Below are 13,188 nucleotides of genomic sequence, written 5' to 3' on the forward strand. Positions count from 1 at the left end.
GGGTTGATGTTGACCGCGCACTAGGAGGCAGCGCGTACCTCATAAGCCCCGGTTATGAGGCCGATGATTTCTTGTGGGGTAGTTTTGCGGGTCTCACGTACCGCGAGCAGCGACCATGCCGCATCACGGAAATTCTGTCGGAGACTTCGAAAACGTCCTGGATATTGTGTGAGATGAGCACGACAGATTTACCCTGCTCGCGCAGGCGGATAACAAAATCCAATACTTTGCGTACTTCGGCAACCGCGAGAGCGGCGGTCGGCTCGTCCATTATGATCAGACGCGCATCCATATTCAGCGCGCGAGCGATGGCGACACCCTGCCTCTGGCCGCCTGACATGGATTCCACCCAGCTATCGATGCCGGGAACATGAACGTCCAACTGCGTGAGCAGCTCATCCGTGCGCTTGCGCATTGCAGGAAGGTCAAGGAACGGAATGCCAAACCGGGGACGCTTCATCTCCCGTCCAAGAAAGATATTGTCCACCACCGTCATTTTCCCGGCCAATGCCAGTTCCTGATAGATCGTCGCAATGCCGTTCTGCCAGGCGTCCTGCGGCGAGCGGAAATGCATCACCTTGCCCAGCATTGTTATTTCACCCTCGTCCGGGATGTGGGCTCCCGACATAGTCTTGATCAATGTGGACTTCCCGGCGCCATTGTCACCGACCAGTGCCATGACTTCCGAGTCGGCGACGTGGAAATCAACGTGGTCAAGAGCGACAAGCCCTCCAAACCTTTTGACAATGCCGGACAGTTTGAAGACCATATCAATTTTCCTCTTGCGTCTTCACGAGACGGCTAAAACGGTAGATCATGCGGACGCCTTTAAGTTCGAGTCTGACAGTGCGGCCTCAAGATCGCTGAACGTTGAAACAAGGCCTTGAGCGCCTTCAGCCGTCGTTGTCAGGCTTGCCGCCATCGCCGCGTATTGTGCGGCCTTTTCCAGGGAAGCGCCGTGTAGCCACTGGCTCAGGAACACTCCGGCAAAGCTGTCGCCAGCGCCTGTGGCATCCACCATATTGACCGCGAGCGCCGGAACTTCGGTTATGCGCGATGAACCGTCGGCGAAAACAGCTGCACCCAGCTCGCCCAGGGTAAGCACGACCGTGCCACGCTTCTCAACGTCGGCGAGCATATCCCTGACCTGCTGCAGCATGGATGCGAGCGGAGTTCTTATCTCAAAGATCTCACGCAACATCACATCATTGATGAATGTCAGGTCGACGCGCGAGATAAGCTCTTTGAATGACTGCGGGGTGCGGGCATTTTGGGGCAGGCCGGTCGAATGGAGGCTTACCTTCCATCCCGCCTCGTGAAAGCGATCAATGGAACCGATCATCCTCTCGTAGTGATAGCCCTCGATATGAAGACAGGCAGGCCGTGGTTCAGACTTTACGGAAAGACTGGACGTGAGATCAACTTCGCTGAGCTCAAATGGCTCGTTGATGATCGTCCTGCTGCCGTTCGCCTCGATAATGACGATCGCGCGCGAAAGCCGGTTGTTAAAGGGGCGGCGGATCGGCAGGGCATGGACGCCCCGGCGCGAGAGCTCGGCCAATGCCCAGTCACTATCCGGATCATCGCCCACCGCAGTCGCCAATTGCACATCGAGACCATAGGGCTTTCCGACACCAGCAGCCGCAACAGCAACATTTGCGGCCGGACCGCCCAAGGCCTTCTCAATATGGTGCGCTGTAGTGCGGTCGTCCCGGTGCGGCAGAACATCGACGCGGCAAAGATAGTCAACGCTAATATAGCCGGTAACGAGCAGACGCGGTAAAGAGGAAACAGTTTCCGCATCGGGTTTCGATGCCAACCCTGGTAAAGACCTCGCGAGCGCGCTTGGACGATAGGTCAAATCAGAGATGGCTTTGGCTATACGGGCCTCGGTGTCTTTGCGAACAACGGCCGTTCGATTGATATAATTCGAAACCGTACCGATCGAAACACCGGCACTTCTAGCGACATCTGCAATTGTCGGACGTTTGCGTGACACTACCGTTCCACCGATTGAAGCGTTTCAAAAAATTGGGACAGATTTTTGCCAATGTCAATGCCATTGTTGAATATCGTGGCTGAATGAGCGGCTACTGTCGGTGAAATCGCCTTCAAATGAGGCAGGATTGAAATTATTTCAAATAGCGTTCGGATTTGACGAATGCGACTACATGGAGAAAAAATCACCACTGGCGACCGCGTTCAAAGGCGCCACACATGCGAGTTGGCGGAAGCGTTACTTCACGCTGATGTTGCGTCTCTTCAATCTTGCAGATTGCTCGTTCATGGGAGCCCCTCGGAATCGCACGTTCCATCCTTCCGCAATCGGCGCAGTTGAGCGACGAGGTTCGTCGGCAAACGGCTTCAAACAGTTGTGGTTAGTCACGGTCATCGAAGATACATTGCGCGCCGATGGATTATGCAATGAGAAGGGTGAATTTCGGACCTAAGAACGCGGGCGCAAAAGGTGACAAATGGCAAGGAAGGCAAGAGGATAACGCCCTCCCCGGCGCCGACTTTCCATTGATCACTTTTTCCCACCGTCAATCGCGCGAGACGTGACGCGGCGCACTATCTTGCCAAACGTCGATAAACCCGACTGACCTCATTGTTTTGGATTATCGCCTATCCTATTCGCAAAGACCGATCATATGGGGAGGCGATATCTCGCGCAATCAGATGGTTCATCACGATCGGCAGACAGCGCCAACAAAGGTCTTTCGCTACAGTAGGCCGGCCCGATTTTGCATCAGCACGCATCGCCCGTCAGGTTGAGAAAGCCCAATATTCAAGACCTAAGTTTCCGCCTGAGTTTTCGTTCTGAAACTAAGATCTGGGGGCCATCGCTTTTCGATAGCCAACTGATGAAGCTGTGATGTCAATTGCCTTCACCATCTCTTCCCAGACATCTTACCCCCCGAAGCCATCGATAATATTGCTGCGCATGAAGTCAATGTTAAGCCTAAGACCGAGGCCGGAACCAGCAGGTAATTTCAACCTCCCTCCGCTGTTGTCGAGCGGTTCCTCAAGGAATGAATTGTACTTGCTCAAATCGCATCTGCTTGTTTCTAGTCTATAAAAGTTGGGCACGGTCATCATAACGTGGCCGCCGGCGACAAGATTGATCGGCCCGCTCGCATCGTGGGGCGTGACCGGAACATAGTAAGCTTCCGCCATTGTCGCGATCTTTTTCAGCTCGGTGATCCCTCCGGTCCAAGTCACATCTGGCATAATGAATTCTGCCAGTTCTTGCTCAAAAACGGGCACGAAGTCCCAGCGTGTATGCAGCCTTTCGCCGACGGAAATAGCAGCGCCCACCTTATCGCGTACCTGTTTCAAGGCGTGATAACTTTCAGGTGGTACCGGTTCTTCAAACCAACCGATATCACCTGCATCTTCTAGGGTACGGCAAAGGCGGATAGCGGTAGGCACATTGAAACGGCCATGAGCGTCGATTAGAATCTCCATATCCGGCCCTGCTGTTTCGCGCACGAGAGCGGTCAGCTCAGCGGCGACACGCTCGTCTTTCCTGCTTAGTTGGCCATCAAGGTACCCGACATTCTCAGCGTGCGAACCCTCGGAATGTGGAAAAGGATCGAATTTTAACGCCGTGTGTCCACTGTCTACGATCTTCCGGATTTCTTCAATGGATGTTTCCTTATCAACCATATTGCGCCATTCAGGATGGGTGTAGAGGAGGAGGTCCTCGCGCAGTCGACCACCCAGCAAATCACAGATCGGTTGATTAAGAACTTTGCCGCGTATATCCCACAGCGCGATATCAATGCCGCTGATTAAATGGGTGGTGGCGCCACGGCTTCCCATGTAGGTAAATGACCTAAAAATCTTGTGCCAGATAAGGTCGATGTTTGCCGGATCATCACCAACTAGCAGTTCATTGACTTGCCGTAGAATGAGCGCCACCGCTCTGTTGGCCATGCGCGTTGTCGAAGTAATCTCACCCCAGCCGTTAACCCCTTCATCAGTTCGAACTTCGACAAAAAGAAACTCGCCCCAAAAGGTGCCTTCGGCTTTGACAAGCCAAGGTACAATCGACGTTATTTTCATTGGTTTGCTCCTGCGACTATTCCCGTGACTTCGGGCATATTGGCTTGAAGATTGTGTGGATTTGCTCAGGCTCGGATACGTTCGCCGGTTTTTGCGGAAAAAAGCACGGCCTGCTCAAGGTCCATCGAGACGCTTATCAATGTGCCTAGCTCGAGCTCACTATAGCCGGGGGTGGTGATTATGATCGTATTTGATGACTGGTCCTGTTCAACCGATGTCGCATCAGCCGTGAGTTCGACCGACACGTTGGATTCGGCACCGACCTGTTCAACCAAAACGACGGTGCCTTGCAACGCGTGTGGTTCATCTGATCGCCCAATCCGAAGAGCGTTGGGACGTACGCCGAGCAGCGTCGGGCAATTCGCTTTACGAGCTGCTGCCATGAGCCTATTCGGCAGGGTAATTTTCACGGGACCTATCCTGAACCCATCGTCGGAGTATCGCGACCGGATGAGATTCATAGATGGTACGCCGATGAAACCAGCCACGTAGGTGTTTGCCGGATCTTCGTAAATCTCCCGCGGAGTACCGAATTGCTGTAGCTGGCCATCGCGCAAAAGTGCGATCTTGGTGCCCATGGTCATTGCTTCCACTTGGTCATGGGTTACGTAGACAAACGTTCCTTTTAAGTCTCGGTGTAATTTCGTTATCTCCGCACGCATCGTCGTGCGCAGTTTTGCGTCAAGGTTGGAGAGGGGCTCGTCCATGAGGAAGACTTCAGGCTGGCGGACCATTGCCCGCCCGAGAGCCACGCGCTGACGCTGACCGCCTGAAAGCGTTCGCGGAAGCCGATCGAGCATTTCTGTCAGCCCCAGAATCTTGGCTGTACGCGTCACCGATTGAGCAATCTCAGGCGATCGCTCTACACGGCGCTTGGCAATGGTGCCAAGAATTGGAATATGAAACCACCAGCGGAAGTACCGCATCAGGAGGGGAAACCCGATATTTTCCCCGACGCTCTTATGGGGATAGAGCGCATAGGACTGGAATACGAAAGCCATGTCGCGTTCCGAGGGAGGCAATCCGTCAATTCGCCTGTCGCCAAGGTAGATAGCTCCGTCCGAAATCGTCTCAAGTCCCGCAAGCATACGCAAAAGTGTAGATTTGCCACATCCGGAAGGGCCAAGCAGAACCAAAAAATCGCCATCGACGACGTCGAGATTGATGTCTTTGATGGCCGTCACACTCCCAAAGCTTTTGGTGATGTGCGAGAGTTTTATTGAAGCCATTCCTGTTCCCTCAGCCCGACCCAGAGTTCCTCAACCTTTGACCGCTCCGCTCGTCATTCCAGCCACAACATATCGCTGAGCGACGAGATAGAAGGTGATGGCGGGCAGGGTGTAGATGATCCCAACCGCCATCACCGTTTCGATTGGCGTAATGAGCTCACCGACGAAGCCAGCCAGACCGACAGATGCAGTGCGCAGTCCCTCGCTGCTGACGAAAGTCAACGCGAAAACGTATTCGTTCCACCCGTGGAAGAAAGCAATGACCGAAGCTGCGGCAATCGTGGGTGCAATAAGAGGAGCCACAATAAGCAGCAGGATCTCGATGCGGGAACAACCGTCAACGCGGGCTGCCTCCTCCAACTCGACAGGGACGCTATCAATGGCACCTTTCAGGATCCAGATCACAACCGGAACGGTAAAGGCGCTGTTGACCAGGATCAGCCCCATCAACGTGTCGAGAAGCGCGAGCGTAACGAATATTGCATAAAGAGGCACCACCAGCATGACCTCGGGCAACATTTGGGAGGCGAACAGGCCGAGCCCGAGAAGCCCTTTGCCGCGAAACTGCAAGCGGGACAGAGCATAGGCGGGTAGTATAGCGAGGCTGATGCTGAGGACTGTAGTTCCGGCCGCGACAATCGCGCTGTTGACCAGCCAAACTCCGATCTGTGTTGTTGAGAACACTGCATTATAAATGGGGAGTTGCGATAGATCAGGAACAAGTCTTGGAGCATCTGCAAATGTTTCCGCTGATGATGTCAAGGACGTCACCAGCATCCAATAAATTGGAAACGCCGCGACACCGAGCAGCGCCAAAACTGCCGAAATATGCATCCCCTGACGCCATGACCCGCTCGTCATTCTCGGGTCCTCTCGGCACGCTGCATCACTTTGAAGTAAGCGAATGTGACGATAAAGGAAATCGCAATACCGACCATGCCGATGGCGGCCGCGCTGCCGAGCTCACGATAGACGAACCCTTGACGATACAGCTCTGTCACCAGCGTATTCGTCGCACCGACAGGTCCCCCTTGTGTCAATACCCATATGAGATCAAAGCGTCGCAGCGACCAAATGGTGGTGAACAACGCAATGAGCATGACAGTTGGTCTTATCGTCGGCCAGACGACTGCCTTATAGGCATTCAGTCGGTCGGCCTTATCAATGATAGCCGCCTCGCGAAGCTCAGGTGACACCCCTTGCAAGGCAGCAAGAAACACCACCGATGAAAACGGAAATATTTGCCAGACGGTGGTAAGGAGAACTGCAGGTAACGCGAGTGATGGAGAATCCAGCCAGTTTTCGCTGCCAAGGCGCCCGAATCCCAGGTGTCGGAGCGCGTGACCAAATATGCCGTATTGAGCGTTGTACATCCAGCTGAAGATCAGTGCTACCGCGACAGGTGGTGCCGCCCATGGGATCGTCACCAATGCCCGAGCAATGCCCCGTCCGCGCATCTGCTGATTTAGCAGAAGCGCGGTGGCCAGGCCCAAGCCTATGGAGAAGACAACGCTGGCAAGCGTATAAAGCGCAGTAATCATCAGAGTTCTGCGGAAGTCGCCTGTGCTGAAGAGTTGCAGATAGTTCCCAAATCCTACAAACCTCGATTGGTTGGGGGATAGTAAGGAGGTTTCTGTAAAGCTGAGCCTGAATTCCTGAAGGAGAGGATATCCTTGAAAAAGGAGCATGTAGACCACGGCCGGTGCAACGAAGAAATAAGGAGTCCAGCGCCCGCCAGTTCGAGCATTTCTCTCCAATAGTTGCTGGGCCATGGTTCAATCCTGGACTGGGTTGATTGCGTCGCGAGCGTGTGTCGTTACTTTGGAAGCACGCGGCCTTCAGCCATTTTTTGCGCCTCGTCCATCGCCGCCTGCGGGTCGAGATCTGTCTGGAGAACCTTGACCACTTGTTCCAATACGATCCTTTGAATTTCCGGGGTTTTGATCTCGTGGCCACTAACCAATTGCGGGATACTGACCGCTTTGTCTGAGTCGTAAACCTTGAGCCAAGGCCGCTTGGCAAGCTCCTCCTCTGTGTAAGCGACGGGCGTGGCCACAAATGAGGATCCGCCATAGGCAGTTTCCAGAGCCCTCTGGCTTTCCGGCAACATCATCCACTTCAAGAAAGCGAGGGCCGCTTCCTTGTGTTTGGTATTTGCATTCACGGTTATCGGCGAGAGGACGAAACCTTGAGCATCGGTCGGAAACGGCGAGCGGGCAACTTCGATGGGAAGATCAGGACCTTTGACCATCAATGACGCCATAACCGCCGAGTTGTCGATCTCCATGGCGACCTTGCCTTGTGAGAACATTCGGCGAAATGTCGCGGCATCGGCTCCTTTCGGTGTCACGTCGAGATCATACACCTGTTTGTAAGCTGCAATTCCGGCAACAACTTCGGGACTGTTGAGCGTCAGCTTTCCGCTATCGTCCGACCATCGGCCGCCAAATCCATAAACGAAATTGCACACATCCTGCCAGAAACCGCCGCTCTCGGCCATGGTGGCGCGGTATGCAAATCCGTAGACACCGTCACCAGATGCCGCCTTTGCTGAGGCGATAAATTCGGCGAAATTTGTGGGTACCTTACCATCCTTCAAAAGCGCTTTGTTGTAAATCAGAGCATAGTTGCTGATCTCAAAAGCTATGCCGTAACGCTTACCGTCCACTTTCAGATACTTGTCTACCGGGCGGAGACTAGCTTCATCCTCGATGATTCCGTCGATTGGCATAATCAGATTGGCGGCAACCGCCGGATAAAAATCGTAAAGGTCGAAGCGCACCAGATCCGGGCCACCTTTACCGCCCATCTGTGTGAACATTGTATTGGCAAAGCTCGCAAAGGGAATTGCGATCGGAGTAACCTCGATGTTTTCCTGGCTGTCGTTGAACTTCTTAACCCAGTCCTGGAGCTGTGGTCCTCGAGCCGAAGAAAATGGAGAGGCCGCGAAGGTAATGACTTCTTTTTCTGCAGCAAAAGCGTGCATCGTTGAACTTATTGTGAGGGTGGCAGCGACCAAGAGTGGTCCAACCGAGAGTCTGCGAAAGCATGCATTCATGAGTGGTATCCTCCCAGATACGTGTCGCTTTGGTTTTTTCCCCCGCCAGGGCGATAATTCACGACAGCAGATTAATCCCTTAGATGTGAGTGCATCGCATTTATTTTGTTCTTATTTGATCAGGATAATCACCTCTTGGTCTCATTTGGTCAAGCACTTAAATTCTAGAGACAGGAAATCTGTCACGTGCGACAGGTTGAGGTTCAGAGTTGAGTAAGTTTTTTGAAGCTTGGTGATGGCCTTTAAGACCGATGCAAGGTTCACCTCGGAATCTCCGCGGAAATCGATGCCGCGGTGTCAACAACTGCTTGACGAACGAATTCCCGTTCCGCCTTCTGCTTGTCGGAAAGAAAAGGAACGCTCAAGGCCGCCACGAATACACCACTGGGTTCGACGATTGGTGCGGCGAATGCGTGTATGTGGGTCCTATGTTCGCCGCGGTCCTGAGACCACCCTTGTCGACGTATGCGCGACAGTTCAACGCGAAGCTGTTCGGGGTCAGTAATTGTGCGGGGCGTATAGGCCTCCATAGGTCTTGCCAACTGGCGTTCGAGCTCTTGTGCCGGCAAATGGGCCAATACTATCTTGCTAGCGGCTCCTGCGTGCAGGGATATACTCATGCCAATCGTAGGGGTTAGCCCGTAATCGCGTGTCGCAGCCGTGACCGCCAGCGTCCGAACTTGGTCTTCATCCAAGACTGAGATTTTGTTCGCTTCCCCTGTGCGCTCGGCAAGTGCCCTGAGGTGAGGTTGAGCAAGAGAGACCAGATCGTAGCGTTTACCGTCAACAAGGACCTGAGCGGCCAGCGCCGTCAAACCGGGTCCAAGCTGGTAGGCTCCGTCGGATTTTCGACGAACAATCTCCCGCAGCCCCAAGGTGTTCACAATACGATATACGGTGCTGCGAGGGATCTGCAGCTGCAGCGTCAATTCGCGAATGTTGGCGCCTTCGGGCCGACCTTCCAGTATAGCGAGAATATCCAGCGCCCGCTCAAGCACGGGAACGCCATTCCAGCCCCTGTGAGCAGAATGTTCATCATCTTCTATCTTTGTAGCATCTGATTCCCGCATTTCCACATCACTCGTTCAATGGGTTGAGCCCTGAAATGTTCGTCCACCACGAAAATATGTTGACACGGGGAAGCCGCGTATCCAATCTCTATTGATCAGGGCGTTTCATATTTGAACAGGTAAACTATTTGCTTGTGAGTTTCCAGCCCCAACACGAGGAAAGATCATGGATACAGGCAGCAAGCGTGGTCGGATTATGCACACCATGATACGGGTGGGTGATCTTGATCGTTCCGTTGAATTTTACCGAACGCATTTTGGCATGGATGTTATCAGGAGGGTAGACGTTCCAGAGGGTAAGTATACCAACATATTCATTGGGTACGGTTCCGAAAATAGCGACCCGATGATTGAACTCACCTACAACTACGATGTTAGACAATATGAAAAAGGAACCGGGTTCGGTCACCTAGCGATTGGCGTTAGCGATATCTACGCTACATGCGATCGCATGCGGTCATCCGGTGTAACCGTCGTGCGGGAGCCTGGGCCGGTGAAATTTGGAACGACTGTTATTGCCTTCGTCGATGATCCAGACGGCTATCGAATAGAGTTGGTCGAGGAAAGGCTCTAGTCCCTACGGCCAAACTATCACCTTGAAGTGTCGAACGAGCGGCAAATCAAGAACTGTCTTAGACCAGCCTCGCAAAATTGTCGCAAATGGCCGGGGAGAAGCAATTTGAAAAAGCGCAAGCTTGGGCAACTTGAAGTGTCCGCCCTCGGCCTCGGCTGTATGGGGATGTCACCCGTTTATGGAGTTCCCGAGGACGCTGAGTCGATTGCTACGATACATCGGGCCCTGGAACTAGGAATTGATTTCATTGATACAGCGGACGCTTATGGTGATGGTCAAAATGAGGTGATCGTCGGCAACGCTATACGCGGACTAAGAGAAAAGGTTGTTTTGGCAAGCAAATTTGGAATCACGCGATCAGACGACGGCACTCTCGCGGTGAATGGCCGCCCGGAATATGTGTCCAAGGCATGTGATGCGAGTCTACAGCGTCTCGGCGTTGAAACCATTGACCTCTATTATCTTCACCGAGTTGACCCCGTGATTCCGATTGAGGACACGGTGGGAGCAATGGCAAGACTGGTCCAAACGGGCAAAGTGCGCTATATTGGCCTTTCGGAAGCGGGTGCCCAAACCGTGCGCCGCGCCCATGCCGTCCATCCCATTGCCGCGCTGCAAACGGAATATTCCCTCTGGAGTCGCGATCCGGAAACAGAATTGCTGTCTCTTTGCGCGGAATTGGACGTGGGGTTCGTAGCCTATTCTCCGTTGGGGCGTGGGTTTCTTACGGGTACGATTTCGCAGACCGATCATCTCACAGATGGTGACCGTCGTCGGGCGATGCCCCGGTTCGCCGACGGCAATTTCGAAGCAAACAATCAGCTCGTCTCTGTATTGCGTCAGGCGGCTCAGTCAGAAGGCTGTACGCCAGCACAATTGGCATTGGCATGGCTGATGTCACGGCCCGGATCGATCGTTCCCATTCCAGGCACCAAGCGGCTGAAATGGCTGGAGGAAAATGCCGCGGCCGTCGCAGTTGCGCCTTCCAGTGCAATTTTGGAACGTCTCGATGAGGTGTTTCGTCTCAACGCTGCCGCCGGAACCAGGCACCCGGCGGCACAAATGGCACGGCTGGGAATCTAATGCATGTCTTCTTCGGGAGACTGCAGCGGTACGGTAAACGAAGCTGCAGATTTCTCCTATTTTCGAAAGCTGTAATAGTTGTGCAAATGTCTGTGGACTGCCGAAGCCTCCCGATTTGGAAAGCAAGGTTACGCCTTCCCAATGTCCTCCACGCACACGTGATATGGGGACACCTGCCATTGCCTCTCCAACACACTCCAAGAACACCGCGCCGACGGTTTGAAGAACGATCGAAAGAGTAGCGCCACCGGTGACAACAACGGCTGTGTTTTGGGGATCATTGATATTGATTGCTTCGACAGATCTGCGGATCTCGCGGTTCGTCCCGGCCGCGCTTGTAGAGGTCAAGGCAGGCGCAAAGAGACTTGGGTGTTCAGGTGCCGATTCATTGGCCGGGTGCTCGTTGACTAGACTTAATTTACGCAGAACTCTTACTTGAGCAATGGATGCAGGGTGGTTCGTGCCGACAATGAAGTACCGGACTGGCGGAGACTTTGCGCTCAAGGGCATGCCGCCGAGAGCCGCTGCCAGTCCACCAGCGCCGCTCCAAAGAGTTGGCCTATCCATTAGTCGCTGCGAGAGGCCAGCAATCCGGGAGGTCAAGGTCTGCTGGTCCGCCGCGTCAACCAGCAATACCGCTGGCGCTGCCATGTTAAGGGAAAGACCGTCGAAGTCGACGACTAACGATGCCAGGCCAAACCCGTGAAATGCCTCTACAAGGTCCGGTCCGACGGGCGACGGCTTGCCACCCGGCGTCACCACGAACTGGGATCCGCCAACGGTTGTCCGCCCCATTGCGGGGAAAGCAGGTGCGAAGACACAATGACTGAAATTCCCAACAAAAAAAGCTGCCTGTGTCTCGGCTACCGGGTGACCTCGCAGAACGCTGTCAACCTTCTTGAACCATATCGCAGGGGCAGAGCTATCGAGTTTCAATTTGTGCACCATAGCGCCGACGCTCTCTACTGCGGCATCCGCAGTAAGGTCACGGCTTTCCGTACTGACAGCAATTCTCGGCCCGCTTGGTATCGGCCGCCAAGGAAGGCCGATGACGATTGGCTCCCGTTCGGAGGCAAATGCACAGCTGCTGTCCAAGGCACCCGTCAAGTCGTCTGCGATAAGGCGAATTTGCTGCATGGTGCTGTTTAAGATTTCCCCTGGGAATCGCTGGACACGAATTCGAGCGGCACACCGAGCACCTGGATCTTTGCCGCAAGCTCAGGGCGAAGTTTGTTGTCGGTGATGATGAGGTTCACGTCGCTTAGTCGGCCAAAGGTGCAAAAGGCCTTGCTGAAGAACTTGCTGCTGTCAGCGAGCAGCACCACAACATCGGCAGCACCAAGGATCGTATGTTTGATCTCCGCAAGTTCGGGAGACGTATCAGACAGAAACTCCTCGGTCAGGGCATGGGTACCGATAAAAGCAATGTCTGCCCGCAGGCGGCCAAGCATATGAGCCGCCGCAGCACCCATCAGCGTTGTCGAGCCCGGGCGGACATAGCCGCCTGTCACGGTCGTATGGATCGCCGGGTTTTCCGAAAGCATTGATCCAATGTGCAGGTCATTGGTGACGGCGGTGAAGGGAATGTTGCGCTCTCGCGCGGACTGCGCTGCCGCACCTGTCGTCGTTCCGCTATCGAAAATGACGGTCTGTCCGGGCTGAATCATTGCCGCTGCCCGTTGGCCAATCGCCTTTTTTTCGGCACTGGCAATTGCTGATGCAATCTCCGACGCCAGTTCAAAACCCTTCAGTTCGGCAACCGTGATTATCGCACCGCCATGAGTCCGTTGCAAATGCCCGGTCTCATGAAGGTACTCAACGTCGCGCCTGGCTGTTGAAAGCGAAATTTTGAGGGCGTCTGCCATATCGCGCAGCGAGGCTGCACCTTCGGTACGAAGGAGTTCGATGATACGTGCGCGTCGCTTTGCCGGTAACACCTTTGAACCTCATGTGCCTGAACTGGTGCAAGCTACGCGGCAAGCTCACTTTGTGTCAATAGGTAGCAAGATTGTTCATTTTCTTCCAAATCCTTTGGAATACCGGTTGCTGATCTAGGAAATTATGATAGATTTTGACGCGAATGGCGCCGTTGGTGCAATATTTTGG

General features: G+C 53.9%; 11 protein-coding genes and 1 pseudogene. 2 read left to right on the plus strand and 10 right to left on the minus strand.

All coding sequences use genetic code 11. The annotated features are described in order from the left end of the window. Positions 1–52: 52 nt before the first annotated feature. The 8 genes from CU100_RS14855 to CU100_RS14895 form a co-directional block, all read right to left on the minus strand. The gene (locus tag CU100_RS14855; RefSeq protein WP_245419047.1) at positions 53–769 is read right to left on the minus strand and encodes an ATP-binding cassette domain-containing protein; all 717 of its coding nucleotides are present in this window, start codon (positions 767–769) and stop codon (positions 53–55) included. A gap of 45 nt (positions 770–814) precedes the next feature. Continuing rightward, positions 815–1,999 carry a carbohydrate kinase family protein gene (locus tag CU100_RS14860; protein ID WP_106717398.1) on the minus strand — a complete coding sequence of 395 codons (1,185 nt, stop codon included), beginning with the start codon at positions 1,997–1,999 and terminating at the stop codon, positions 815–817. A 911-nt stretch (positions 2,000–2,910) separates the two neighbouring features. Further along, positions 2,911–4,068, minus strand: a complete 1,158-nt coding sequence (locus CU100_RS14870) for a mandelate racemase/muconate lactonizing enzyme family protein (RefSeq protein ID WP_106717400.1) — start codon at positions 4,066–4,068, stop codon at positions 2,911–2,913. A gap of 65 nt (positions 4,069–4,133) precedes the next feature. After that, positions 4,134–5,297 carry an ABC transporter ATP-binding protein gene (locus CU100_RS14875; protein ID WP_106717401.1) on the minus strand — a complete coding sequence of 388 codons (1,164 nt, stop codon included), beginning with the start codon at positions 5,295–5,297 and terminating at the stop codon, positions 4,134–4,136. A gap of 30 nt (positions 5,298–5,327) precedes the next feature. Next, positions 5,328–6,158: a carbohydrate ABC transporter permease gene (locus CU100_RS14880; protein WP_106717402.1), complete on the minus strand. Its 831-nt coding sequence runs from the start codon at positions 6,156–6,158 to the stop codon at positions 5,328–5,330. After that, positions 6,155–7,069 carry a carbohydrate ABC transporter permease gene (locus CU100_RS14885; protein ID WP_106717403.1) on the minus strand — a complete coding sequence of 305 codons (915 nt, stop codon included), beginning with the start codon at positions 7,067–7,069 and terminating at the stop codon, positions 6,155–6,157. The genes CU100_RS14880 and CU100_RS14885 overlap by 4 nt, the downstream gene beginning before the upstream one ends. A 44-nt stretch (positions 7,070–7,113) precedes the next feature. Continuing rightward, a complete protein-coding gene (locus tag CU100_RS14890) occupies positions 7,114–8,355 on the minus strand; it encodes an ABC transporter substrate-binding protein (protein ID WP_106717404.1) in 1,242 nt (413 codons plus the stop codon). 260 nt (positions 8,356–8,615) lie between these two features. Beyond that, positions 8,616–9,425 (minus strand): IclR family transcriptional regulator, encoded by an 810-nt coding sequence (locus tag CU100_RS14895; RefSeq protein WP_106717405.1) that lies wholly within the window; start codon positions 9,423–9,425, stop codon positions 8,616–8,618. A 166-nt stretch (positions 9,426–9,591) separates the two neighbouring features. Here CU100_RS14895 and gloA point away from each other — a divergent pair, with 166 nt between their 5' ends. Together gloA and CU100_RS27265 are read left to right on the plus strand one after the other, a co-directional pair. Further along, a complete protein-coding gene (gene gloA / locus CU100_RS14900; RefSeq protein WP_106717406.1) occupies positions 9,592–9,999 on the plus strand; it encodes a lactoylglutathione lyase in 408 nt (135 codons plus the stop codon). A 105-nt stretch (positions 10,000–10,104) separates the two neighbouring features. Beyond that, positions 10,105–11,082, plus strand: coding sequence for an aldo/keto reductase (locus CU100_RS27265; protein WP_245419048.1), 978 nt, complete (start codon positions 10,105–10,107; stop codon positions 11,080–11,082). Between the two features lie 96 nt (positions 11,083–11,178). Here the strand turns inward: CU100_RS27265 and CU100_RS27670 are convergent. After that, positions 11,179–12,219, minus strand: a pseudogene (locus CU100_RS27670) (four-carbon acid sugar kinase family protein); the annotation flags it as partial. A gap of 8 nt (positions 12,220–12,227) precedes the next feature. Beyond that, the gene (locus CU100_RS14915) at positions 12,228–13,019 is read right to left on the minus strand and encodes a DeoR/GlpR family DNA-binding transcription regulator (RefSeq protein ID WP_106717408.1); all 792 of its coding nucleotides are present in this window, start codon (positions 13,017–13,019) and stop codon (positions 12,228–12,230) included. Between the last annotated feature and the right edge of the window lie 169 nt (positions 13,020–13,188).

The sequence above is a fragment of the Phyllobacterium endophyticum genome (genome assembly GCF_003010935.1).
Lineage (GTDB): Bacteria > Pseudomonadota > Alphaproteobacteria > Rhizobiales > Rhizobiaceae > Phyllobacterium > Phyllobacterium endophyticum.

Bases quoted from the DNA above. Each gene is read 5' to 3' on its own strand.
- CU100_RS14855 (WP_245419047.1), bottom strand. From the start codon at position 769: ATGGTCTTCAAACTGTCCGGCATTGTCAAAAGGTTTGGAGGGCTTGTC.
- CU100_RS14870 (WP_106717400.1), bottom strand. From the start codon at position 4,068: ATGAAAATAACGTCGATTGTACCTTGGCTTGTCAAAGCCGAAGGCACC.
- CU100_RS14875 (WP_106717401.1), bottom strand. From the start codon at position 5,297: ATGGCTTCAATAAAACTCTCGCACATCACCAAAAGCTTTGGGAGTGTG.
- CU100_RS14880 (WP_106717402.1), bottom strand. From the start codon at position 6,158: ATGACGAGCGGGTCATGGCGTCAGGGGATGCATATTTCGGCAGTTTTG.
- CU100_RS14885 (WP_106717403.1), bottom strand. From the start codon at position 7,069: ATGGCCCAGCAACTATTGGAGAGAAATGCTCGAACTGGCGGGCGCTGG.
- CU100_RS14890 (WP_106717404.1), bottom strand. From the start codon at position 8,355: ATGAATGCATGCTTTCGCAGACTCTCGGTTGGACCACTCTTGGTCGCT.
- CU100_RS14895 (WP_106717405.1), bottom strand. From the start codon at position 9,425: ATGCGGGAATCAGATGCTACAAAGATAGAAGATGATGAACATTCTGCT.
- gloA (WP_106717406.1), top strand. From the start codon at position 9,592: ATGGATACAGGCAGCAAGCGTGGTCGGATTATGCACACCATGATACGG.